Source organism: Collinsella aerofaciens (assembly GCF_018785265.1).
Lineage (GTDB): Bacteria > Actinomycetota > Coriobacteriia > Coriobacteriales > Coriobacteriaceae > Collinsella > Collinsella aerofaciens_AI.
The window spans coordinates 1-23,791 of sequence record NZ_WQPK01000022.1 but is presented as its reverse complement, the minus strand read 5'-3'; the positions used below and the strand labels follow the sequence as shown (position 1 = coordinate 23,791).

Sequence of the window (23,791 nt, the reverse complement as noted above, 5' to 3'; positions counted from 1 at the left end):
CCTCCTTACAGACCGGCAATATGATCGGCGGGCGTTGCGACAACCTGTCCGGCGCTCTTGGTGGGACGCTTCTTTTTGGTTTCGGCCGTACCCAAAAGCCTCGCCTCAAGACCGCTCACCAAGCGCGCAAGCGGCAGGGTGATGACCAGATAGAACAGGGCGGCAACCACATACGGCGTGATGGAGCCCGTCGTGGCCACGATGGTGCGGGCGTTCATGACGATCTCGACTACACCCACGGCCGCGAGCAGCGACGTATCCTTGTAAAGCAGGATGAACTCACTGGTCAGCGTAGGCAGGACATTGCGGAACGTCTGCGGAATCATAACGTAGAGCAGTGTCTGGAAGGCATTCATGCCCAGCGAGCGAGCAGCCTCGTTCTGGCCCTTGGGGATTGACTGAATACCGGCGCGGAAGATCTCGCACAGGTACGCAGACGAGTTCATGGCCATGACGATGACGCCCAGCACATAGTCGTCAACCTTGACGCCGGCCAGCGGCAGGCCAAAGAACGCGATGTAGATCTGCAGGAACGCCGGCGTACCACGGATGATATTCACATAGATGCCGGCAAGGCAGCGCAGGATGCGCGACTTGGAGATGCGCATAAGTGACAAGGCAAAACCAAAGGGAATGGCCAAAGGAAATGCCACGAGCACGATCGAGAGCGACATAAGGAAGCCCTTGAAGACGATCGGCAGGCTCTGAACCAAAATGACCGGGTTCAAGAACAGGCGGAGGAACATATTAGAGTTCCACGCCTCAACCCACGGCTGCTCTTTAAGGTCGGCTAGGAAGTTATCGAATGCCGTCACGCCCTTGATCTCCACCGACGGAATCTTGGAGATCTTCTTGGTCGAACCATCGGCCAAAGTGCAGGTGCCACTAAAGGCCTCGTCGCCACCCTCGACAGGGAAGGTCACGCCGTAGACCTCGACGCGGAAATAGCCGCCGGCGGGCGCCGTCTCGCCAAAATCGATCTTGAGCGTCTGGCCGTCGACCTTGCACGTAGGCTTCATGGGCGTACGGTCCATAAGGTCATCGCCCGAGAGCATCGTCAGGCGCGTGTCGTCCGCACCAAAGGTCGTGCCATCGGCAAACGTCAGCGAAAGACCGCTCAGTTCCTCGTCGGCATCGGCCTGAACCTCCCAGGTGATACGAGTCTCGGTGCCACCAACCACGTCGCTGCCCGAACCGGTGTTGGGTCGGGCGGTAATCTTTGCGGTCTCAAGCGCCTGGGCGGTCGTGGGCGCATATGCCCCCGCGCACACCAGCGCGAGCGCCACGGCCATGACGCAGGCTAGCTTTTGGAGCAAGACGGGCAGTGGAAAACGCTGCTCCGCGGCCCCTTTGTTCAGTCGAGACAAGGTGGCTCCTATCGTAGAAGTTGCCGGCAAAACGAGACGGAAATGCTCTCCGTCAAGAGAAGCGCAAAGGCCCTCTCCGCCAAAGCGGAAAGGGCCCGCGAGCAATCAAGTAGCTATTTTACTTGATGTTGTACTTAGCCATGAGGGCGTCAACGGTACCGTCGTCGGTCAGGTCCTTGATGGCCTGGTTGATGTCGTCCTTGAGCTTGGTGTTGCCCTGGTTGATGGCGATGGCATACTCCTCGCCGGTGCTAATCTGCTTAATGGTCTGGCAGGTGTTGAACTGCTCGGCGGTCAGCTGGCTGGCAACGGAGCGGTTGGTGACTACGGCGTCGCCCTTATCGGACTGCAGGGCGCTGAAGCACTCGGTGGCGTCCTTGTAGGGGACAATCTTGGCCTTGGGGAAGTTCTCCTGGGCAAAGGACTCGGCGGTCGAGCCAGACTGGACGATGATGGTAGCATCGGCGTTGTTGAGCTTCTCGCTGTAGTTGTCGGCCGTGATGTCGGTGTTATCGACCTTGGTCACGATAGCCTGATCGTCCATGTAGTAGGAATCAGAGAAAGTGACTTCCTTCTCACGCTCGGGCGTGTCGGTGATAGCCGCAATGGAAACGTCATACTTGGCGCCCGAAGCGACACCCGGAACCAGCGTGTCAAAGTCATTGTTGACATACTCGACATCCAGGCCCAGCTTGTCGCCGATGGCCTTGATGAGCTCAAGGTCAAAGCCCTGATAATCGCCGTTGTCATCCTTGTACTCAAACGGAGCGTACTCGGCAGAGGTGCCGACGGTGAGCGTACCATCCTTGACGAGCGCGTACTCCTTGGAGCCGTCGACCTTCTCGACCTTAGCGTCGTCAGAGCTGCTGGAACCGGCATCAGAACCAGAGGTGGCGTTGGACGAGCCGCAGCCCGTCAGTGCGAGGGCGAGCGCCATGGCACCCGTGGCGGCAAATGCGCCAAGCTTCTTGAGCTTCATAATCAGTCTCCTTCCGGTGACCTCGTTTGATTCAGAGGTCTGCAAAAACTGAGGGTTATTATGCACCCGCTTGGAAGAATCTGCAATTAGAAAACTGATTGAAACAAACCCATAACGTGAATGTAGCACTCCAGTTTATGGCAGCCTTTACTGCTGCAATGACCTTAACAGTTTGATTTCAGCCGCATAACCTGCAAGTTCGTTCGGAGTCTCCAAAATAAACGGCAGCGAACGCAAACGGCCATTCGATACAATATTCTGTATAACCTGCATACCGCCACCAAATTCCTCGCTGCCAAGGTATCCCTTGCCGATGCACTCGTGACGATCTTTATGGGCGCCACAAGGGTTCTTCGAATCGTTGATGTGTACGGCATGCAAGCGATCGATACCCACCACGCGGTCGAACTCGTCGAGTACGCCGTCCAGATCATGGATGATGTCGTAGCCGGCATCGCTCACATGGCAGGTGTCCAAACAAACGCCCAGCTTATCGGACAGCTCTGGGCACTTGGCGGCAACGCCCTCGATAATGCACGCCAGTTCTTCAAAGCTACGGCCCACCTCGGTGCCCTTGCCCGCCATGGTCTCGAGCAATACCGTCGTCTGCTGTCCCTCAAACATCACCTGGCACAGCGTGTCGACAATCATCTGAATGCCGGCGTCTGCCCCTTTTCCCACATGCGCACCGGGGTGAAAATTGTAGTAGTTGCCGGGCAGTGCTTCCAGACGCTGCAAATCTTCCGCCATAGCCTCCAAGGCAAACTCTCGCGCCCGCTCCTTAGCGGAGCAGGGGTTATAGGTATACGGGGCATGCGCCACCAGCGGTCCAAAGTCGTTTTGCGCCATAAGCTCGCGCAGAGCCGCCACGTCATCCATGTCAAGGTCTTTTGCCTTGCCACCGCGCGGGTTGCGCGTAAAGAACGCAAAGGTATTGGCACCAATGGACAACGCCGTCTCCCCCATTGCCCGATAGCCCTTCGTCGTCGAAAGATGACATCCGATTGTCAGCATCTCCAGCTCCCCCTCATCAGTTGCGGTGAAATACGGTCTATTGGTGCCTTATTTTGGCGCAAACAGACCGTATTCCACCGCAAGTTATAAAAGGGGCATCAGAGATGTGGGCCGCCAGGCACCACGGGCGCCGGCGTCATGATCCCCTACGCGTCAGCGCCAAGTCCTAGAGGGCTAGACGGATTGCATCGATGATGTGCGCGCAGCGCTGCGTGGCGGCTAGGGACATGATGGGGCTTTCGAGTTTCCCCGCCTGAATGAGCTGCGTCGCATGCTGGATTTCGCCGTAGAAATCATCGACCTCAAACGGGGCATTTATTTCGAGCGTTCGCCCGTCGGAGTACTTCACATGGGCGAGCTCGGGGCGATGGAGACGCTCGATTTCCAACGAACCCCGCTCACAGGCAATCGTTAAGCGGCTTTCATATGTTGCTTTGCCGTCGCACACCATATGAATGGGTATACCGCCGACGCTCATATGGATCTCGTCGGCCCAATCGACGCGACCGCCCGATACGTCACGCCAGCGAACTTCACGGGACGAAACCTCGCACGCGCCCGCGAGCAAATCCTCAAACCAACCGACCGCATAGCAGCCCATGTCATATAGACAGCCGCCCTGCAACGGATCAAGCAGATAGCCCGAAGGAGACTCGCCGTAATCGAGCTTTTGCACGCTTTCAATCGAGACAATACGGCCAAGCTCACCCGACGCAAGCAAGTCCTTCACGCGAGTGCGCATCGGGCAAAACCGATTCTTCATCGCCTCCATAAACAGCACGCCGCGCTCGCGAGAGATGGAGGCAATCGAGAGAGCCTCTTCCTCACTCAAAACGGCCGGCTTTTCGCACAGCACGGCCTTTCCGGCGCGCAGCGCGCGACAGGCCCAACGCGTATGTATGCCATGCGGAAGAGCCAAGTAGATTGCGTCGACATCGGGGTCGGCAATCAGCGCGCCATAAGCCGCGTCGCCGTTATTGTCGACCGAGGCATGGCCATGCGCAGCATCGATCGAAAACGCTCGGCAAAATTCCTCGACATGTGCAGGAGTGCGGCCGGCCGCAGCCACAAGCCGTGCCCCGTCCACCTCCTTGAGCGACGATGCAAATCGATGCGAAATGTGCCCGGCGCCCAAAACGCCCCAACGAACCTCACGCAAATCATCACATGAATCTCGATGACCCACGACAGCCCCCTTCAGTTGCGGTGAAATAGTTCCTGTTTGGCCCCTATTCTGCCGCAAACAGGAACTATTCCACCGCAAGTTATAAAAGGGTCATGAGGAGCGCGTTTTGCCGAAGGCCTTAAGCACCGCCGTCACGGGACCAGGCTGGAAACGTCGGCGCACATCGTCGAGACGCTCGGGAATATCGATGTGCTGCGGGCAGTGCCGCGCGCATTTGCCGCATTTGACGCAATTGCTCACCAACTTGGGCTCGCTTGTGCGCACCGCGCTCGCCGTAAAGTATTGAGACAGCCCCGTAAACCAGCTGTGCGCATAGCTTGCGTTGTAGGCGGCAAAACATCCAGGGATATTGATGCCTTTAGGGCACGGCATGCAATAGCCGCATCCCGTGCAGGGCACACGGTTCGATTTCTCAAACTCCATCAACACGCGCGCAATCGTGTCGAGCTGGTTGGCCGTCATCGAATTCGGCAACGCGAGGTCTGCCAGTGACGAATTCTCGTCCACCTGCGCGGTATCGGTCATACCAGAAAGCAACATGGTCACCTGGGGATGATTCCACACCCACGAGAGCCCCCAAGCGGCAGGCGTATGCAAATGCCGATCGCATGCACCATCGAGAACAGCGCGCGCCCGCGGAGGCAATTTGCCTGCCAAGCGTCCGCCCAAAAGCGGCTCCATCACAAACACCGCGAGACCTCGCTCGGCGGCGGCCATGAGCCCCGCCGTTCCCGCCTGATATCGTTCTCCAGCGTAGTTGTACTGGATCTGGCAAAAGTCCCACTCATACGCATCGAGCATCGTAAGGAAGTCCGCCGCGCTGCCGTGGTACGAAAAGCCTATCTGACGAATACGCCCTGCAGCCTTTTGCTGCGCGATCCAGTCCTCGATGCCCAACGCCACCACACGTTCCCACTGGGCGGGCGAGGTAATGTTGTGCATGAGGTAATAGTCGATATGGTCAGTCCGTAGGCGGCGCAGTTGCTCGTCGAAAAACCGGTCGAAATCCTCCGCGCATTTGCACGAAGCATGCGGCAGCTTGGTTGCGAGCAAAACCTGGTCGCGCAAGCCCAGGCGCTCAAGCGACGCACCCACGCACGCCTCGTTGCCGGGATAGAGATAGGCCGTGTCCAGGTAGTTAATCCCCTGCTCCACCGCACGGGAAATGATGGCATCGGCTGTCTTCGCATCCGGACGTCCCGGCGCACCGGGAAACCTCATGCAGCCCAGACCCAGAGCGGATATTCGGTTACCACTTTTAGGGTCAACGCGGTATTGCACGGCCCCTCCCCTCCCATCGAAGCCCTGACAAGGCGAAACAAACCCGTCACGTCATCGAAACACATCGGAATCGCAATTGAGAACGTATCGTAACGCAGCAGAAATCGAGCCGTCACGGCACCGCTTTAACATCAGCAAAAAGCCCGATGAAAGGAGCCGGGCATCACCACGTGCGAGGACGCCTACCCCTACCCCGGCGAGCAATACATCCTCTCGGTCGACCGCCATCAAATCGAAGTCATGGACCATCTGGACGAGCTTCCCGCCACAGGCGCCGTCATCTTCTGCACCTTCCCCAAGGTCCGCGATGGCGTCGGATACCCCGCCCGCGTCTTTGCGGTCTGCCCCGCGGCATAAGCGCACAGCGCAATAGTTTCTTTTTCATAACAGCCGCCCCGCGCACCCACCAATCACCCTGGCAGCATACAATCCATCAGGCGCCCCTTACGCGGGCGCCTTTTATATGGGGAGATAATTCACATGCAGATCAACAAGGTCACCTTTATCGGCAAGGGTGGCGTCGGGCTACTCTACGGCAGTATGATCGCCCAGGCACTCGGCAACGACGCCGTCGAATACGTTATGGATGACGTCCGTTTTGAGCGTCACGCGGGCGATGCGCTCACCGTCAATGGCAAGCCCTGTGCGCTCAAGTCCGTCCGCGCCAGCGAGGCAACGCCCGCCGATCTGGTCATCCTGACAGTCAAGACCACCGGTCTCGACCAAGCACTCAAGACTATGGAGCGCGTCGTGGGACCCAATACGCTCATCGCCTCGCTGTGTAACGGCATTACGAGCGAGCAGAAGATTGCCGAGCGCTTTGGCTGGGAGCATACCGTTCTTGGTATTTGCCAGGGCATGGACGCCGTGTTCCTCAACGGAGAGCTCACCTTTACCAATGCGGGCGAAATCCGCTTTGGCGCGGCGGCCGGCACCGAGCTCGCAACCGTCACCGCCATCGACGAGCTCTACACGCGCTGCGGCATCGCCCATACCGTCGAGAGCGACGTTGCGCACCGCATGTGGGCCAAACTCATGCTCAACGACGGCATCAACCAGACGTGCATGGCCTACGGCGGGACCTACGGAAGCGCCACGGAGCCGGGCTCCGAGCAGCGTCGCTGCTTTGTTTCTGCCATGCGCGAAACGCTTGCGGTCGCCAACGCCGAGGGCATTGAGCTGACCGAGGCAGATCTGACGCAGATGGTGCACCTCATTGAGGGAATCGACCCCACCGGTATGCCCTCGATGGCGCAGGACCGCATCGCGCAACGAAAAACCGAAGTCGAGGAGTTCGCGGGCACCATTTGCCGCCTGGCCGTCAAACACGATATCCAAGTGCCGCAAAACGATTGGCTCTATCAGCGCATCCGCGATATCGAGAAAAGCTGGTAGCGCCCGGCTCACCACGTCAACAGGCTCAACAGCAAAGCCGCCACAAGGAGCACTCCCCTTACGGCGGCTTTCATCTTCATCTATAACCAGTAGTCGATGTCCCGACGGTTAGAGCTGCGACTCCGACGCCTGGTCCTCATCGTCGCGACAAAGGACTGCACCCGCACTTCCCAGCAGTGCGGCCGCGACCAACGCACTGACCACGATAGAGGCAGCCCCACAAGACCCCTGCATGCCCGCAACGAGCGCGGCCGTAGGACCAAGGCAGCCAAGCACCAATGCGACGGCGGCAATGGCAATATCTCGAGCGTTCACAAGACCACTTCCTCCACGAGAAAGACCTTATTTCTCATGAACTAGTGTGCCCCGCGCCCATATGCGCGACGTACCGTCACGGTAAGGGCTCTGTTAGCTCAAGCGCACACATAGAACGGGCGTCCTTACGTTGCCCTAAAGCTCGGTAAAGACGCCCGTCCGCCAAATATCCGTGATGCAGAACAATTACCAGCCAGTGTAGTAGTCGGTGGTTCCGGCTGCGCAGCCGGAGTCATAGACCTTGCACTCGCCCTTGGATCCGGTAAACGTGGAGCCCTGAGCCTTATCGCCCGCGGCCACGACGTAGTAGCCATCGGAATCGCGCCAAAAGCCCTCGGAATCCTGCGTCCATTCGCCCGTGCGGTGGTGATACAACACGTTGCTGCTGTAATAAGTCTCGCGGCGGCCGTTATAGTTATTGACGCCGCTCGAGCGCGTCAGGCCCGAGCCGTTCGCGTAATACGCAGCAGACGCGTAAGACAAGCCGGAGCCGGCGTTGTAATACGAAGCCTGAACGGCCTCAGCGGCCTCGGCTTCGGCTGCGGCAGCCTCGAGCGCCTCGCGCTTGGCATCCTCGAGCGTGGAGCGAAGCTCGTCGAGCTCGGTCGACTTGGCGTCGACCTCCCCCATCGTCAACAGGCTACCCGCGCCGTCGATGCAACCCTGCAGCACAGCGCGCTCGTCATCGGTAGCATAGTCGCCATACATATTCATAATGATCTGAGCGCGCATCTCCAGGGAATCGCGCTTTGCCCCCATCGAGGCGTTCCACTCCTGCATGGAGCCATAACCGTCACCGCGGTAGTCGACGGGCTGCACCAGCGTCGCCTCGGACGGCGTAGATCCGACCGTATCAGACAGTGTTGCCGCGTGGGCATCAGTTGCGCCGGCGCCCGCCAAAAGTGCCACAGTCAGAGCGGCGGAAAGGGCGGCGGCTTTCGGTTTTCGTGAATCGATCCTCATGTAGCTGGAAACCTCCGTAGTGTGTTTTTGCTGCGTTTGAGCTGCGTGTGATTCGATCGCGCTGCATAGTACCCCGAGCAAATCGCGACCTGCGGTTTTACTCAAAAGGCGCACGTCAATTGCGTAAAACTCACATCCTCTTAACAGGAGTTTTCCACAACTCGAATGCATAAAGCGTGCCAAAAACCCTGTTTTTACACCCTCTCTATGCAAAAAAGCGCCTGTGCAACCATAGTTCACACAGGCGCCTTGAGCAGGCATTTTATGCAGTTATACCTATCGAGTCGCAAGGGGTCCTTGCACAAGTCGCCTTACTCGTCCAGCGCGGCGAAGGCCTGCTTCAGATCCCAAATGATATCCTCGGCGTTCTCGGTACCGATGGAAAGACGGATCGTGGAGGGCGTGATGTTCTGCTCGGCGAGCTCCTCGGCAGAGAGCTGGGAGTGCGTGGTGGTAGCCGGGTGCACGACGAGCGACTTGACGTCGGCCACGTTGGCGAGCAGCGAAAACACCTGCAGATGGTCGATGAACTTCCAAGCTGCCTCCTGGCCACCCTTAATCTCGAAGGTAAAAATCGAGGCACCGCCACGGGGGAAGTACTTCTGATAGAGCTCGTGATCGGGGTGCTCAGGCAGGCTCGGGTGGTTCACCTTGGCGACGTGGCTGTCACCAGCCAGGAACTCAACGACCTTCTTGGTGTTCTCGACATGACGGTCAACGCGCAGCGACAGAGTCTCGGTGCCCTGGAGCAGGACCCAGGCGTTGAACGGGCTGATGCAAGCGCCCTCGTCGCGCAGCAGGATAGCGCGGACATAGGTCGCGAAGGCGGCGGGACCGGCAGCCTCGGCAAACGAAACACCGTGGTAGGAGGGGTTGGGCTCAGCGATCTGGGCGTACTTTCCGCTCGCCTTCCAATCGAAGTTACCGCCGTCGACGATCACACCGCCCAGCGAGGTGCCGTGGCCACCGATGAACTTGGTTGCGGAGTGGACGACGATGTTGGCACCATGCTCCAGCGGACGGAACAGATACGGGGTGCCGAAGGTGTTATCGACGACAACCGGCAGACCGCGCTTCTTGGCGATCTCGGAGATGGCGTCGATGTTGGGGATGTCGGAGTTGGGGTTGCCGAGCGTCTCGAGATAGATGACCGTAGTGTTGTCCTTGATGGCCCCCTCGACCTCTTCCAGATTATGAGCGTCGACAAACGTGGTCTCGACGCCAAACTGGGAGAGCGTATGCTCCAGCAGGTTGTAGGAGCCACCGTAGATGGTCTTCTGGGCAACCACATGGTCACCGGCCTGGGCAAGTGCCTGCAGGGTATAGGTGATGGCGGCGGCGCCAGAGGCGACGGCGAGGCCAGCAACGCCACCCTCGAGCGCGGCGATACGGTCCTCGAAAACGCCCTGGGTGGAGTTGGTCAGACGGCCGTAGATGTTACCGGCGTCGGCAAGACCAAAGCGGTCAGCGGCGTGCTGGGAGTTGCGGAACACATAGCTCGTGGTCTGGTAGATAGGCACGGCACGGGAGTCGGATGCAGGATCGGCGCTCTCCTGGCCAACGTGCAGCTGCAGGGTATCGAAACCAAAGGTGTGCTCGGGGTTGTTGATGAACTGGCTCATGATGATCTCCTTGATCGAACAAAAGTAATAAGAGTGAGAGAAGTAAGTCGCTATCTCCTGATTACGCCAACGGGCGCAAACAGGAGCCCGGCATTCGTCTTGGTAAGCAATTCATATGCGGGCCTCCTTTCGCATCCCGGTTCCGTGGTTGGCTTAATTACCTACCGCCTTTGTGTGTTTTGAATAGTACGAGCATTGTTTCTCTCGGTCAATCACTTAAAAGCGCTAACCTGTTATCGGTTTTGTAGATAACACACGAAAGGACGGGCGCCGATGACCCTCCAGCAGCTTCGCTTTTTGATCGCCGTGGCAGAGTCCGGCTCAATCAACGCCGCGGCCCAGCGCCTCTATACCGCTCAGTCCAACATCTCAAACGCCGTCAAAAGCCTGGAACAGGAGCTCCATCTGGAAATCTTTACGCGCTCCAGCCGCGGCGTCACGCTCACCAACGATGGCACCGAGCTTTTGGGCTATGCGCGCCAGGTCGTTGAGCAGGCCGACATGCTCGAGGCCCGCTACGAAGACGGCGGCATCCCGCAAGCCCGCCTTGCCATCTCGGCCCAACACTACGCGTTTTCGGTCGAGGCCTTTGTCAACGTCGTCGAGCGCTGCCGCGACAGCAAGTTCGAGTTCATCATGCGCGAGGCCACCACAGCGCAGATCATCGACGACGTGCGCGCGTTTCGCAGTGACATCGGCATCCTCTATCTGGATGACTTTAATACCCGTGTCTTGCAGAAGGCCTTTACCGATGCCCGGGCGAGCTTTCATCCCCTCTTTGATGCAAAAGTCCACGTCTTCGTTAGCGAGCGCCACCCGCTTGCCCGCCGCCCGCAGCTGTCCCTTGCCGACCTCACACCCTATACGCGCTACAGCTTTGAGCAGGGAACCTCAAACTCCTTCTATTACGCCGAGGAACCTTTTAGCTATATCCCTTGCGACCGCAACATACGAATCTCGGACCGCGGAACACTTACTAACTTACTTATCACGTCGAACGGTTACACCCTGTCGACCGGTGTCCTCTCCAATGAAATGCAATGGGGTATGGCATCGATCCCGTTAGCAGACGCCCCGACGATGCATGTGGGCTACATCATGCACGACGATCGCAAGCCCTCTCCCCTCTTGCAGCAATACCTCGACGAACTCAACCGCATCATCCATGCCAACCAACTGTCGGAAGACGGGGTAGAAATCGTAGATTGCTAGCCCCCGGCGGGCATGGCGCTACAATGGTCACTCACACGAAACGTACCCAACGAAAGGAACCATGTGAAGGTCATCATCTATACCGACGGCTCGGCCCGATCAAATCCGGGACGCGGCGGCTACGGCGCCGTGCTCAAATACACCAACCCCGCCGGCAAGACCTTCACCTCTGAGCTTTCGCGCGGCTACGCCAAGACCACCAACAACCGCATGGAGCTCATGGCCGTTATCGTGGCACTCGAGGCGCTCAACCGCCCCTGCGACGTCGAAGTCCATTCCGATTCGCAGTACGTCGTTAACGCCTTCAACAAGCACTGGATCGACGGCTGGAAAAAACGCGGCTGGAAGACCGCCAACAAGCAGCCTGTCAAGAACCGCGATCTGTGGGAGCGCCTGCTCACCGCAAAGAGCAAGCACAAGGTTGAGTTCATCTGGGTTAAGGGTCACGCCGGCCATGAGCTCAACGAGCGCTGCGACGAGCTTGCCACCAGGGCGGCCGACGGCAGCAACCTCGATATCGACACCGGCTTTAACGAGAGCGACCTGTAACGGCGTTTTCGCACGCTATTTCCTGCCCCTTCGCGCTACACTCATCCTGTAAACCGAACGGCACGAGGGGGATACATGCTGCGTATAGCGACCATCGGCACATCCATGATTACCGACGACTTTATCCAGGTCGTCAACGCCAACGACCAAGCTGCGTTTGTGGGCACGCTCTCGCGCGATGCTGATCGCGGCGCCGCCTTCACCGCTAAGCACGGCGGCGAGCGTAACTTCACCGCACTCGACGGGCTCGCTTCCGCCAACGACGTCGACGCCGTCTACATCGGCAGCCCCAATGCACTCCATCACGAACAGGCGCTCGCCTGCATCGCCGGCGGTAAGCACGTTATCGTCGAAAAGCCCTTCTGCGCCACCGAGGCGCAAGCGCTTGAGGTCTTCCGCGCTGCCGAGGCAGCAGGTGTCGTGGCCCTCGAGGCCATGCGTCCCCTCCACGATCCCGCCTTCCACGCCATCGAGGACGCCTTGGGTGAAATCGCCCCCATCCGCCGCGCCTCATTGCGCTTTGGCAAGTATTCCTCGCGCTACAACGAGATTCTCGCGGGACGCGCCACCAATATCTTCGACTGCAATATGGCATCGGGTTCCCTCATGGATATTGGCGTCTACACCGTCGAGCCCATGGTCGAGATTTTCGGCATGCCCTCCGGCCTTACGAGCATGGCTACTCTGCTCGACCCCACCACGCGACAGCTCACGCACGGCCCCATCGACGGCTGCGGTTCCATCCTCGCCAGCTACGGCGGTGGCCGAATCTCCGTCGAGCTCGCGCACTCCAAAATTACGAATGACCTACTGCCCTCGCAGATCGAAGGCGAGCGTGGCACTATCCAGATCGACCATCTGTCCACGCCCCGCAACGTCCGCATCGACTATCGCGGCGACGTCGTACGCGGCTCGGCGACCGAGGCGCCGCGCGAACAGGGCGATAACGGCCGCGTGCTCGACCTGCCCAAATCGAGCAACACTATGGAATACGAGCTCACGGACTTCATCACCGCCATCGGCGGCATCGATAACGTCAAGGAAGAGATTTGGGAGACCCCGGCGGGACGCCACGAGCTTGGCCACTACCGCGATGTCACGCTCGTCTCACTACGCATCATGGATGCCGTGCGTCAGCAGGCCGGCATAACCTTCCCGGCCGACGCAGGCAAGCAGGCATAGCGATGGGCCTCTTCGATACGTTCTTCTCCAGCGTCACCGGCGGCAGTCGAGAGCCTCAAAAACCATCAAACGTCGAGCTCGAGCTGCGCCGCAGGCTTACCGTGCTCGCAAGCGACGAGGCCACTCAAGACACTCCCCTGCGCTATTTCCTGCGCTGGGCGGGGCAAGTCCAAGGCGTTGGTTTTCGCTTTACCAACACCAACCTCGCGCAGGCACGCGCACTCACCGGCTGGGTGCGTAACATGGAAGACGGCTCAGTCGAGATGGAGATACAGGGAGCTCCGGCAAATATCCTATCTCATCTCGAGGCACTTCATGCCTCCTACGAGCGCATGGGAACGCGTTTTCGCCTCGTAGATGCCCAGGCCCGAGCCCCACTTGCCAATGAAGACGGTTTCACTCCTCATTATTAGTATTGTGTGCTAAATACGGTATCATTTACCTACGACCGTTAATAGAAAAGAGGCGAGGCGCATGGCGGTGCAAAGAAGGAATACCAAGCAGCGAAAGCTGGTTCTTGACGCCGTGCGCCAAAGCTATAACCATCCCACCGCCGACGAAATCTACAACGTCGTGCGCGCGCAGGATGACAAAATCAGCCGCGGTACGGTCTACCGCAATCTCAATCTCTTGGCCGACGCCGGCGAAATCCTCTCCATCAAGACGCCGGGCGGCAGCCGCTTCGATCGCACCGTCGAGCCGCATGCGCATATCATCTGCACCTCGTGCAGCCGCGTCATCGACGTACCACTCCCCTTCGATGCACAGCTCGACGCCAAAGCGTCCGAGCAAATCGGCTGGCACGTCACGTCGCACTACACCATCTTCGAGGGTCTCTGCCCCGATTGCCGGTAGACGTTTGGAACATGCCTTAAAATCCACCTTTCCGCGCTTTGCAGCAAAAAATAGATTTCTAGACATGCCCCAAATGTTTACTCAGCAAGTAGACGGTGCAGTTCTTCTTCGACCGTGCGCACGTAACGGACGCGGTCGTTGACGCCACGCATGGTGGGGTTGCAGCTCTCCATCAGATAGGGATGGCCCACGACGTTGAGCATGTCGCGATCGTTCTCATTGTCGCCAAAAGCCATCATCTCATCGGGCGAAATACCCAGGGCACGACCGTAATCGGCAAGCGCGGAGCCCTTGCCCGAACCGAAACCGATCAAGTCCGTCCATGCGGTTCCCGACGTCATCACTTCGACACGATCGCTAAAGAGGCGCTCGAAATACTCCCGGGCTGCCGGATAATCCACCTCGGGCGTCTGGAAGCCAATCTTAATGACATCCTCGTCGATGTCCTCGGGACGGTCGACCACCGCCACATCGCAGTGGACCACATAGCGCAAATGGTCGACGAACGCATCGTTACCGCTCATGGCGTAGATGTGCCCCTCACACGAAAGGGTCACGTCGGTATGGGGATACGCAACCACGGCATTCGCGATAGCCATAGCAAGGCTACGCTCCATGGAACGCTTGACGACGGCACGCCCCTCGCTCATCACCAGGGTTCCGTTTTCGCATACATAGGCGAGCTCATCGGCCACCGGGGCAAACAGGTAGCGCAAGCTCGCATATTGACGGCCACTCGCCGGCATAAACACGATACCACGACGATGCAGCTCATCGATAAGCTCAAAGGCCTCGGAACGCAGCTCGCGCTCCCCCGGATGCAGCAACGTGCCGTCCAAATCGCATGCAATCAGTTTGATTCCCTCAAGACCCATATGCTTCCCCCAAAGCCTCATATCAACAGCAAGACGGACCTTGATCGGTCGCCCCTCAAAGCCCGTCTTGCGCATACGCGCGCTTAGCCGCGCGCCTTTTTTACGATGGTAAAGTCGGGAGCCATGCTCACGACGACCTCCGCCGCACTCGACGCAAAGCGCCGGTCCGCATCGAGTTCACGGGTAACCAGCGAGAGCCGAACACCCTCGACACCCCGGAGCATGCGGCCCAAAACAGGCTGCACCGGCGTATACATGCGCACAGTATGCTCGTCCGAGTCGCCCCGGAAGAGCGGCGCATGCATGTTGCCGATCTCCCAGCACGAATGCGCGAGCGCAATCGGGTCCATGCGGTCAACTTCGACCAAATAAACCTCGGCGCTGCGCAAGCGCACGACAACCGCCACGGGCACCATGCCCGAACGGTCAATGGCGAGCACGTCGCCGTCGGCAAGACGACCGCCGTCGGCAGTATCCAGCCGAACATCGACCGTGCGCCCCAGCTCCGTCACGCCCACAAACGCGTATACATCAGCCTGGTCCCAATCGAGCAGCAGATCGTCAACTTCAAAGACGCCGCCCAACTTCCGGCGAAGCAGGAGTTCATAGGACGGATCGTTGAGATTTCCCAAGCATGTCGTCGAAACCAAGCGTTCAGGCATACTCTAACCCTCGACCTCGACGAGCTCGATATCAAAGTTGAGGTCCTTACCGGCCAGCTCGTGGTTGGCGTCGAGCGTCACGGCCTCGGGCGTTACATCGATGACCACGGCGGGGACGGGCATACCGCTCGGCGTGGACAAGAAGAGCTTCATGCCCTTCTCAATCTGCTCGATGTTAGGAACCTGTTCGGCCGGGAAGGTCAGAACCATCTCGGGATTGTGCTCGCCGTAGGCATCGGCAGCAGGAATGTGCACGGTCTTCTTCTCACCCACCTGCATGTCGACAACAGCGGCGTCGAAGCCCTTGATCATCTGGCCGGCGCCGCAGGTGAACTCCAGCGGCTCACCGCGATCGTAGGAGCTATCGAACTGCGTGCCGTCGTCGAGCGTGCCGCGATAATGAGTCTTGACCTTCTTGCCCTGGTTGGACATGGAAACCTCCGTGATAAGGGCGGCGCACAACACGGGCCGCCATGAACATATGGCGCTAACTATACCCTAGTCATACAATTTGAAGACAGTTTGCAAAGAAACGCTGCAACCGGAGGAACCATGGCATATCCCGTATTTGACCTACACTGCGACACCGCCGACCGAATCGGCTGGGCCACGCTCGATCTCGACCTGCGCTTTACCGCCGGCACCGACGGTTATTTCCCCGGCGACGAAACGCATCCGCAAGATTTCGACCTCATCGAGGGTAACGCCTGTGCCATCTCGCTCGCAAAGATCGGCAACACGCCGTGGGCACAGTGCTTCGCCACGTTTGTCCCCGACGAGATTCCCACCGCCCACGCCGCGCGCTTCCAGGCGCAGATCATGGCGCATATGAGCGGCCAGGCAATGCTCAACCACGACCGTATGGTCAACGTGCGCAGCGCCGCAGACATTCGCCCCGCGCTCAAGGACGGCAAGGTCGCTTGCATCCACACCATCGAAAACGCCACGTTCTTTGCCGAGGACCCCGCGCTGATCGAAGTGCTCAAGAGCTTGGGCGTGCTTATGTCGTCACTCAGCTGGAATGCGCAGGGGCCGCTCGCGAGCGGCCACGACACCCACGCCGGCCTCACCGGCGCCGGCATCGAGGCACTTACACAGATGGAGCACGCCGGCATGGTACTCGACGTCTCCCACCTCAACGATGAGTGCTTTGACGAGGTTGTCGCCCACGCCACGCGTCCCTTCGTCGCCAGCCACTCCAACTCCCGTGCGGTTTGCGGCGTCAAACGCAACCTTACCGACGACCAGTTCCGCACCATTCGCGACATGGGCGGTATCGTCGGCCTCAACTACTGCAGCGAGTTCCTTTCCAACGACGCAACCGACAAGACCGCCGCAGACGTCACCTTCGACCAGCTAGCGGCACATATCGAGCACTGGCTCGACCTGGGCGGCGAGGACGTCATCGCACTCGGCGGCGACTGGGACGGTGCCACGGTGCCCGCTTTCCTCTCCGATGCCAGCAAGATGCCCGAGTTCCAGAACATGCTTTCCAAGCATTTTGGCAAGACCGTGATGCAAAAGCTCTGCAGCGACAACGCGCTTGCCTTCTTTGAGCGTTATTAATTTCACATCCCTTGAGCAGGTCGGCATGCCGAACGGTTGACATGCCGGCCCGTCCCCAATCTGAAGGACCGCTTTTGACGCAGCAGTTTACGATTTCCGTATCCCGACCGGATGGGACGCCCATCCCCGTCGTCGTTACCAAAAAGCGCGTCAAGAACTTCAACCTACGCGTCACATCGAGCGGTGAGGTCCACGCCAGCGCACCGCTCGGCGCCAGTCGCGAGCGCATCGAAGCGTTTGTGAAGCGCAACAGCGCCTGGATTATCAGCCGGCTTGCCCAGCGCGAGCAACGTCAGGCGACGGCACGAGAGCCGCTCAGCCCCTCGTCCATCATTGCGCTTTGGGGCAAGCCCATCACGGTACAGGACGCACTCGATCACAACTTTGCATCACCCGCACCGCGGCCCAAGCAGGCCACCTTCGCAAGTTTTATGGGTGCCGACGAGCCAGACGAACGTCAGCAGGCCAAGTGGAATGCGACCCTCGACGGCTTAACGCCCAGTGAGATCCAAGCCCATATTGACCAGCTCTATACGTCCGAAGTCACATCGGCGCTGCGTGATATGGTGCACGCATACGAAATCGCAATGGGTGTCGCCGTTTCCCGCGTTTCCGTGCGCAGCATGAAAACGCGCTGGGGATCATGCACGCCCAAAACCGGCGCCATTCGCATCGCACGAGAACTTGCCGCCTACCCCGTCGAGTGCCTTGACATGGTTGTCGCCCACGAGCTCGTCCACCTGCTCGAGCCGAGCCACAATCATCGGTTTCACGCGCTGCTCGACACGTACTGCCCCAACAACAGGGCTCTGTCGCAGCGGCTCAAGCAGCCACCCATAGAGACGTATTAGAACCGGTTAGCGCACACGCTCGATCTCGACGCCACAGCTTGCCAAGGGCAGGCCAACAGGCGCCCACGGCTTATCGAGCTTGATGCGCACACCAAGCAGCGAGGGATAACGGCGCAGCAGCATCTGGGCCGTACCTTCAGCTGCCGCCTCGATGAGCTTAAACGTATGCTCGCGCAGATAGCCATCGACATCGTGGCACACCGAGCCGTAGTCAATCGAGGCGTCCAAGTTATCGTGCTCTCCCGCTGCACGCAGGTCAGCATAGAGTACCAAGGACACGATGAATTTCTGGCCCAGCGCGTTCTCTTCGGGATACACGCCGTGGTTAGCAAAAACCTCAAGACCTTCAACGGTGATGCGGTCGGCATGGCGCAGATCGTCATAGTTCACGTGGGGCACCGCCGTTGCGGTGGATATTTCGCCCCTTCCACGGCGGGCGAGCTCGGCGCCTTCAGTCTTGGTTGCATTCTCGGGCAGTTTCTTGTTGCTCATCGCGATCGTCTCCTTCGTTTAGAACCCCGACCGCGTAAACTAACTACACGCGAATCGACAGGTTCTTTTTATCATCGCTCCAGTTGCAAGCATTGCGCGCGGGGCATGCAAAGCAGGCGCGCGACGCTTTGTCGGCTGCATAGAGCAGGCGCTCGAGCGGTTGGCTGTTCACGCGCAGCTTTCGATGGCCCAGAATGGCCGTCTTAATGGCTGCGGCATCGACCGGCTCAAACGCTACGTCATCGGGCATACCGCCGAGAATCGCATCAGCGACGCGTTCGCTTGCAACATCATGGGATATACCCGATTCATACTGTTCATCTTTGCCGATATCGTGAAGAAGTGCCGTGGCGTAGATGACCTCGCGGTCAAATTCGAGCTGTTCCTCGAGATTCTTGATCCACATAATGCGAGCGACATCCAGCAGGTGGTCAATACCGTGGCGGCAGAAGATGCGCCCCGATTCCAACTGTGCAATGTTGCCCAGGTGCCGCCGGAACAGACCGTTGGCACAGATGTAATCAATGCGAGGCATGGCATCAAAGGGGGCCAGGCCCGAAGCCATGAAGCCGCGACGCGGCGTCCCCCCATCGGTCTTCGATGTAAAGTCATTGACGACCCTCATGCTAACGGCCCAGCATCCTAAAGAACCGCTCCTCGAGCGACGGATCGGTCTCAAAGACGCCGCGGCGAGCGAGCGTCACGGTCTTGGTGCCAGGCTTTTGCACGCCGCGCATGGTCATGCACATATGCTCAGCCTCCATGAGCACAATCGCTCCCTGGGGAGCGAGATACTCCATGAGGGCATCGGCAACCTGTGCGCACAGCTGCTCCTGCAGCTGCAGACGACGGGCGTAGACCTCAACCGTGCGGGCAAGCTTAGAGAGCCCTGCGACACGGCCGTTGGGGATATAACCAATGGCGGCCTTGCCATAAAACGGCAGCAGATGATGTTCGCACAGCGAGTAGAACGTGATGTCGCGCTCGATAACCAAATCGTTCGAAGCGACGGCAAAGGTTTTGGACAGGTGCTCCTCGGCACTCTGGTCCATACCGCCGGCGATCTCACCATACATACGGGCAACGCGCGCCGGGGTCTCCAGCAGGCCCTCACGAGTTGGGTCCTCGCCTATGCCCTCAAGCAACAGCTTAATGGCGGCCTCGACTTTTTCCTGATCGATCATCTGGGCCTCACTTTTCCGATTTTGCGTTCGCGCTATGGTACCACGCCCTTTGGCATCGGCCACAAGCTACATAGTATGGGTCGAATAGACTGGATCGTCCCGCCAAAGTTCAACCGCATCACAAAGCGCAACACCCTCGCGCTCAGCACGGTCGCGCGTAGCGTTCATATCGATCACACGCTGGTTACTCGAGCCTCTAAAACGCAATGAGATATCGTACAGATCCTGAACAAACGGGCCGTCCACCAACATGTCGAGGCGGGCCAGGATACGGTTCGTCACCTCGGTATGATGACGGCCACCCGGCATAAGCTCCTCGAGCACGTCGCCGGTAAAGCACCAAATGGTCTTGCCCGACCCCGCGGGATAGGCCGCACGCACGCGTTCGATAAAGTCAACAAGCCCCACCTGATTCTCGGGCTCCATAGGCTCGCCGCCCAGAATCGTCAGACCATCGATAAAGGGGTGGTCGAGGCTCTCGATAATCTTGTCCTCGACGGCACGATCGAACGGCTCACCCGCAGCAAAGTCCCACGCGACGGAGTTAAAGCAATTCTTGCACCCACGACGGCACCCGCTCACAAACAGAGAAGTACGAACGCCTTCCCCATCAGCAATGTCGAAATACTTAATGTTCGCGTAGTTCATAGGTAACTCTCCCGGGAGGTCGGGACATATCATCCCGTCCTCAAACATTCTCGGCCTTCGGCCTGCGAAACTGCGGGCGGGACGATATGTCCCGGCCTCATGCAAAGGGTAACTCAATGAACGAAGCGAACATCGAGTATAGGGTTCGAGGTCCAATAAAAACTTTGTTGCAGCTCAACCGCCATTGCAAATCAATCGCTGCTGCAGCTCGAATTATTTCCGCTAAAAACTTCGAGGAGTGAGCAGACCGCGAGCTGCATCTCAACTACGTCAACTTGGCCGCCCCGTAGCGAGGCCCCGGACCTTTGCTCGATATGAGTTCCGCACGAACAGGAGGCGCCAGTGGCGCCTCCGTCGTGAGCCAGGACTGTCCGAAATAGCGAGTAAAGGTCCGGGGCCTCGCTACGGGGCGGCCTGGGATGGTTATTAGAGATGCAGCACGCGGTCGCGGATCTCCTCGGTTCGACCCTGGTTCCAGAACTGGGTACCGATGTAGCCGCACGTACGACGGGCGACGTTCATCTTCTCCTGGTCACGATTGCCACAGTTGGGGCACTCCCACACCAGCTTGCCGTCATCCTCGACAATCTTGATCTCACCGTCGTAGCCGCACACCTGGCAGTAATCGCTCTTGGTGTTGAGCTCGGCGTACATGATGTTGTCGTAGATGTACTGCATCACGCGGATGACAGCCTTGAGGTTGTCCTGCATGTTGGGAACCTCGACGTAGGAGATGGCACCGCCCGGCGAAAGCTGCTGGAACATACCCTCGAACTTGAGCTTGTCGAATGCGTCGATCTCCTCGGACACGTGGACGTGGTAGCTGTTGGTGATGTAGCCCTTGTCCGTCACGCCCGGGATGATGCCAAAACGACGCTGCAGGCACTTGGCGAACTTGTAGGTCGTCGACTCAAGCGGGGTACCGTACAGCGAGAAGTCAATATCGCTTTCGGCCTTCCACTCCGCGCACTTGTCGTTCATGCGCTGCATGACGGCCATGGCAAAGGGCGTGCCCTCCTTCTCGGTGTGGCTGTGGCCCGTCATGTACTTGACGCACTCATACAGGCCGGCATAACCCAGACTAATGGTGGAGTAACCGCCCACGAGCAGCTTGTCGATCGTCTCGCCCTTCTTCAGGCGGGCGAGGGCACCGTACTGCCAAAGAATCGGCGCGGCATCCGAAAGCGTACCCATCAGACGCTCATGACGGCACAGCAGGGCGCGGTGGCATAGCTCAAGGCGCTCGTCGAAGATCTTCCAGAACTTGTCCATGTCCTGATGCGAGCTCAGCGCGACATCAGGCAGGTTAATGGTCACAACGCCCTGGTTAAAGCGGCCATAGTACTTAGGCTTGGTCGGGTCATAGTTCAGCGCGTTGGCGACATTGTTAAAGCCGTTGCCCGAACGGTCGGGCGTCAGGAAGCTGCGGCAGCCCATGCAGGTATAGCAGTCGCCGTTGCCCGCGGTCTCGCCCTTCGACAGCTTGAGCTCGCGCATCTTCTTCTCGGAGATGTAGTCGGGCACCATGCGCTTGGCGGTGCACTTAGCGGCCAGCTGGGTCAGGTAGAAGTACGGGGAATTCTCGTGAACGTTATCGTCCTCGAGCACATAGATGAGCTTGGGGAATGCCGGGGTAATCCATACGCCGGCCTCGTTCTTAACGCCCTCGTAGCGCTGGCGAAGCGTCTCCTCCACGATCATGGCAAGGTCGTGCTTCTCCTGAGGCGTACGGGCCTCGTTAAGATACATAAAGACCGTCACGAACGGCGCCTGGCCGTTGGTGGTCATAAGAGTTACGACCTGATACTGAATCGTCTGAACGCCGCGACGGATCTCGTCACGTAGGCGGTCCTCAACAACCTCGCGGACCTTTTCGGGAGATGCGGAAACGCCGAGCTCCTCGAGCTCGCGGGCGACCTCGCCGCGAATCTTCTGACGGCTCACCTCAACAAACGGAGCAAGATGGGTCAGCGAAATCGACTGGCCGCCGTACTGGGAGGAAGCAACCTGAGCGATAATCTGCGTCGCGATGTTGCAGGCGGTCGAGAAGCTGTGCGGCTTCTCGATCAGCGTGCCCGAGATAACGGTGCCGTTCTGGAGCATGTCCTCCAGGTTCACCAGGTCGCAGTTGTGCATGTGCTGAGCAAAGTAATCCGAATCATGGAAGTGGATCAGGCCCTCATTATGGGCGTCCACGATCTCCTGGGGCAGCAGCACGCGCTGGGTCAGGTCCTTGGAAATCTCGCCGGCCATATAGTCGCGCTGAACGGAGTTGACGGTCGGATTCTTGTTGGAGTTCTCCTGCTTGACCTCTTCGTTATTGCACTCAATCAACGACAGGATCTTGTCATCGGTCGTGTTCTTCTGGCGCTTCAGGCTCTGAACATAGCGATAGATGATGTAGTGGCGGGCAACCTCGTAGCAGTCGAGACGCATGATCTCGTCCTCGACCAAATCCTGGATCTCCTCGACCGAAACGGTGTGGCCCGCGTTCTCGCATGCCTCGGCGACGTTTTGCGCCGCATAAACCACCTGGCGGTCGGTTAGACGAGAGCTCTCCTCGACCTCCAAGTTGGCGGCGCGGATGGCATTGACGATCTTATCGATGTCAAAGACAACCTCGGTGCCGCTGCGCTTGATGATCTTCATCCTCTTGCCTCTTTCGCGTCGTAGCCTCATTGCGCTTCAGAGCCAAACGATGCCCGGCAGGGCTTGCCCCTGTCTTGCGGCGCCGTCGCGCAATCTGTGTTCTCGATAAACCATAAGCCTCCATGCGGACATTCCCTAGAGCCAATCAAGCGGCTCAAGGACACGTTCGAAAGAGGCAGTTAAGGTCTTCGTTCTCTGTCCGCCATCTATCATACGACAAAGACACATCTATATCCTGTATTCTTTTTTTAGTTCAAACACAACATATAGTGTTTCAGCAGGTCAAAGCAATTGGTCATTTTCCAGACGCATTAATTATGAGGGGTTCTTGGCAAGTCGGTAAAACGTTACCAACACGGCTACCTGCATGGCAGTTATAAAACCCCCTTAGTCAAGCCGCTGACAAATCCTACCAAAACCAAGCCGCTCACGCCAAAAGAATCCAAAAGATTATGCTTGACCAACATGTTGCGGTCACGATCGGCCAGGACGTATGCAATCTGCCGGCACCTCTACGGGATGCGAAGACCATCGCGTACAGACCTTGGATCAATATTTGGTGGCTTATTTGGCGGCGTGCTTGGTGGCAAAACAAAACAGCCCAGAGGACATAGCCTCTGAGCTGCGAACATTTGGTGGGCGTTAGAAGATTTGAACTTCTGACCTCTTCCGTGTCAGGGAAGCGCTCTCCCCCTGAGCTAAACGCCCAAATGGAGCGGACAACGGGGCTCGAACCCGCGACCCCAACCTTGGCAAGGTTGTGCTCTACCAACTGAGCCATGTCCGCTTACGGGGATTAATCTTACGTGATGCCCGCATCCTATGCAAGAACTTTTTTTGAAAAGTTTTGCAACGCCCTCGCGAACCTTGATTATCGACTTTATCCGAACACCTCCCACATTCATCCGCACATGTGCGGATGAATGTGGGAACCCGATACCCTG

The 23,791-nt window shown here is 58.5% G+C and carries 24 protein-coding genes and 2 tRNA genes; 8 read left to right on the top strand and 18 right to left on the bottom strand.

Annotation, left to right across the window (positions count from 1 at the left end; translation table 11 throughout):
- Positions 1–5 precede the first annotated feature (5 nt).
- The 5 genes from GPK42_RS03710 to GPK42_RS03690 form a co-directional block, all read right to left on the bottom strand.
- Positions 6–1,367, bottom strand: coding sequence for an amino acid ABC transporter permease (locus GPK42_RS03710; RefSeq protein WP_252200079.1), 1,362 nt, complete (start codon positions 1,365–1,367; stop codon positions 6–8).
- A 118-nt stretch (positions 1,368–1,485) separates the two neighbouring features.
- A complete protein-coding gene (locus tag GPK42_RS03705; RefSeq protein ID WP_035138867.1) occupies positions 1,486–2,346 on the bottom strand; it encodes an ABC transporter substrate-binding protein in 861 nt (286 codons plus the stop codon).
- A 147-nt stretch (positions 2,347–2,493) separates the two neighbouring features.
- Complete coding sequence (locus GPK42_RS03700; RefSeq protein WP_215693592.1) at positions 2,494–3,360, bottom strand: deoxyribonuclease IV; 867 nt, start codon at positions 3,358–3,360, stop codon at positions 2,494–2,496.
- Between the two features lie 166 nt (positions 3,361–3,526).
- Complete coding sequence (locus tag GPK42_RS03695; RefSeq protein ID WP_338404324.1) at positions 3,527–4,546, bottom strand: Gfo/Idh/MocA family protein; 1,020 nt, start codon at positions 4,544–4,546, stop codon at positions 3,527–3,529.
- A gap of 90 nt (positions 4,547–4,636) precedes the next feature.
- Entirely contained in the window at positions 4,637–5,827 is a 1,191-nt protein-coding gene (locus GPK42_RS03690) for an aldo/keto reductase (RefSeq protein WP_215693590.1), read from the bottom strand.
- A 480-nt stretch (positions 5,828–6,307) separates the two neighbouring features.
- Between GPK42_RS03690 and GPK42_RS03685 the strand changes: the two genes are divergently transcribed.
- Positions 6,308–7,222, top strand: coding sequence for a ketopantoate reductase family protein (locus GPK42_RS03685; protein WP_252200078.1), 915 nt, complete (start codon positions 6,308–6,310; stop codon positions 7,220–7,222).
- 108 nt (positions 7,223–7,330) lie between these two features.
- On the opposite strand, the gene GPK42_RS03680 is transcribed toward GPK42_RS03685, so the two are convergent.
- From GPK42_RS03680 to GPK42_RS03670, 3 genes are all read right to left on the bottom strand, one after another.
- Complete coding sequence (locus tag GPK42_RS03680) at positions 7,331–7,537, bottom strand: hypothetical protein (RefSeq protein ID WP_195245745.1); 207 nt, start codon at positions 7,535–7,537, stop codon at positions 7,331–7,333.
- Between the two features lie 186 nt (positions 7,538–7,723).
- A complete protein-coding gene (locus GPK42_RS03675; protein WP_195245746.1) occupies positions 7,724–8,500 on the bottom strand; it encodes a hypothetical protein in 777 nt (258 codons plus the stop codon).
- 311 nt (positions 8,501–8,811) lie between these two features.
- Complete coding sequence (locus GPK42_RS03670; protein WP_195245747.1) at positions 8,812–10,122, bottom strand: O-acetylhomoserine aminocarboxypropyltransferase/cysteine synthase family protein; 1,311 nt, start codon at positions 10,120–10,122, stop codon at positions 8,812–8,814.
- Between the two features lie 273 nt (positions 10,123–10,395).
- Here GPK42_RS03670 and GPK42_RS03665 point away from each other — a divergent pair, with 273 nt between their 5' ends.
- From GPK42_RS03665 to GPK42_RS03645, 5 genes are all read left to right on the top strand, one after another.
- The gene (locus GPK42_RS03665) at positions 10,396–11,334 is read left to right on the top strand and encodes a LysR family transcriptional regulator (RefSeq protein WP_215693588.1); all 939 of its coding nucleotides are present in this window, start codon (positions 10,396–10,398) and stop codon (positions 11,332–11,334) included.
- Between the two features lie 12 nt (positions 11,335–11,346).
- Entirely contained in the window at positions 11,347–11,883 is a 537-nt protein-coding gene (gene rnhA, locus GPK42_RS03660) for a ribonuclease HI (protein WP_195245749.1), read from the top strand.
- Between the two features lie 75 nt (positions 11,884–11,958).
- The gene (locus tag GPK42_RS03655) at positions 11,959–13,065 is read left to right on the top strand and encodes a Gfo/Idh/MocA family protein (RefSeq protein ID WP_195245750.1); all 1,107 of its coding nucleotides are present in this window, start codon (positions 11,959–11,961) and stop codon (positions 13,063–13,065) included.
- A 2-nt stretch (positions 13,066–13,067) separates the two neighbouring features.
- The gene (locus GPK42_RS03650; protein ID WP_195245751.1) at positions 13,068–13,478 is read left to right on the top strand and encodes an acylphosphatase; all 411 of its coding nucleotides are present in this window, start codon (positions 13,068–13,070) and stop codon (positions 13,476–13,478) included.
- A gap of 61 nt (positions 13,479–13,539) precedes the next feature.
- A complete protein-coding gene (locus tag GPK42_RS03645; RefSeq protein ID WP_215693586.1) occupies positions 13,540–13,920 on the top strand; it encodes a Fur family transcriptional regulator in 381 nt (126 codons plus the stop codon).
- Positions 13,921–13,997: 77 nt separating this feature from the next.
- Here the strand turns inward: GPK42_RS03645 and GPK42_RS03640 are convergent, their stop codons facing one another.
- From GPK42_RS03640 to GPK42_RS03630, 3 genes are all read right to left on the bottom strand, one after another.
- On the bottom strand, positions 13,998–14,795 hold the full coding sequence (locus GPK42_RS03640) for an HAD-IIB family hydrolase (protein ID WP_215693584.1): 798 nt from the start codon (positions 14,793–14,795) through the stop codon (positions 13,998–14,000).
- A gap of 83 nt (positions 14,796–14,878) precedes the next feature.
- Positions 14,879–15,457, bottom strand: coding sequence for an urease accessory protein UreE (locus tag GPK42_RS03635; RefSeq protein ID WP_052044235.1), 579 nt, complete (start codon positions 15,455–15,457; stop codon positions 14,879–14,881).
- A gap of 3 nt (positions 15,458–15,460) precedes the next feature.
- Entirely contained in the window at positions 15,461–15,889 is a 429-nt protein-coding gene (locus tag GPK42_RS03630; protein ID WP_035138874.1) for an FKBP-type peptidyl-prolyl cis-trans isomerase, read from the bottom strand.
- Between the two features lie 120 nt (positions 15,890–16,009).
- On the opposite strand from GPK42_RS03630, the gene GPK42_RS03625 reads away from it, so the two are divergent.
- Together GPK42_RS03625 and GPK42_RS03620 are read left to right on the top strand one after the other, a co-directional pair.
- Positions 16,010–17,023: a dipeptidase gene (locus GPK42_RS03625; RefSeq protein ID WP_035138875.1), complete on the top strand. Its 1,014-nt coding sequence runs from the start codon at positions 16,010–16,012 to the stop codon at positions 17,021–17,023.
- A gap of 74 nt (positions 17,024–17,097) precedes the next feature.
- Entirely contained in the window at positions 17,098–17,874 is a 777-nt protein-coding gene (locus tag GPK42_RS03620; RefSeq protein ID WP_252200077.1) for a M48 family metallopeptidase, read from the top strand.
- 6 nt (positions 17,875–17,880) lie between these two features.
- Here GPK42_RS03620 and folB read toward each other — a convergent pair whose 3' ends face one another.
- From folB to GPK42_RS03585, 7 genes are all read right to left on the bottom strand, one after another.
- Positions 17,881–18,366 carry a dihydroneopterin aldolase gene (folB, locus tag GPK42_RS03615; protein ID WP_161115749.1) on the bottom strand — a complete coding sequence of 162 codons (486 nt, stop codon included), beginning with the start codon at positions 18,364–18,366 and terminating at the stop codon, positions 17,881–17,883.
- A 43-nt stretch (positions 18,367–18,409) separates the two neighbouring features.
- On the bottom strand, positions 18,410–18,991 hold the full coding sequence (locus GPK42_RS03610) for an HD domain-containing protein (RefSeq protein WP_215693580.1): 582 nt from the start codon (positions 18,989–18,991) through the stop codon (positions 18,410–18,412).
- Position 18,992: 1 nt separating this feature from the next.
- Complete coding sequence (folE, locus tag GPK42_RS03605; protein ID WP_195544129.1) at positions 18,993–19,550, bottom strand: GTP cyclohydrolase I FolE; 558 nt, start codon at positions 19,548–19,550, stop codon at positions 18,993–18,995.
- 66 nt (positions 19,551–19,616) lie between these two features.
- Complete coding sequence (gene nrdG, locus GPK42_RS03600) at positions 19,617–20,198, bottom strand: anaerobic ribonucleoside-triphosphate reductase activating protein (protein WP_035138878.1); 582 nt, start codon at positions 20,196–20,198, stop codon at positions 19,617–19,619.
- A gap of 426 nt (positions 20,199–20,624) precedes the next feature.
- Positions 20,625–22,847 (bottom strand): anaerobic ribonucleoside-triphosphate reductase, encoded by a 2,223-nt coding sequence (gene nrdD / locus GPK42_RS03595; RefSeq protein WP_161155448.1) that lies wholly within the window; start codon positions 22,845–22,847, stop codon positions 20,625–20,627.
- Positions 22,848–23,480: 633 nt separating this feature from the next.
- A tRNA-Val gene (locus tag GPK42_RS03590) sits at positions 23,481–23,555 on the bottom strand.
- 3 nt (positions 23,556–23,558) lie between these two features.
- Positions 23,559–23,634 (bottom strand) — tRNA-Gly (locus GPK42_RS03585).
- Between the last annotated feature and the right edge of the window lie 157 nt (positions 23,635–23,791).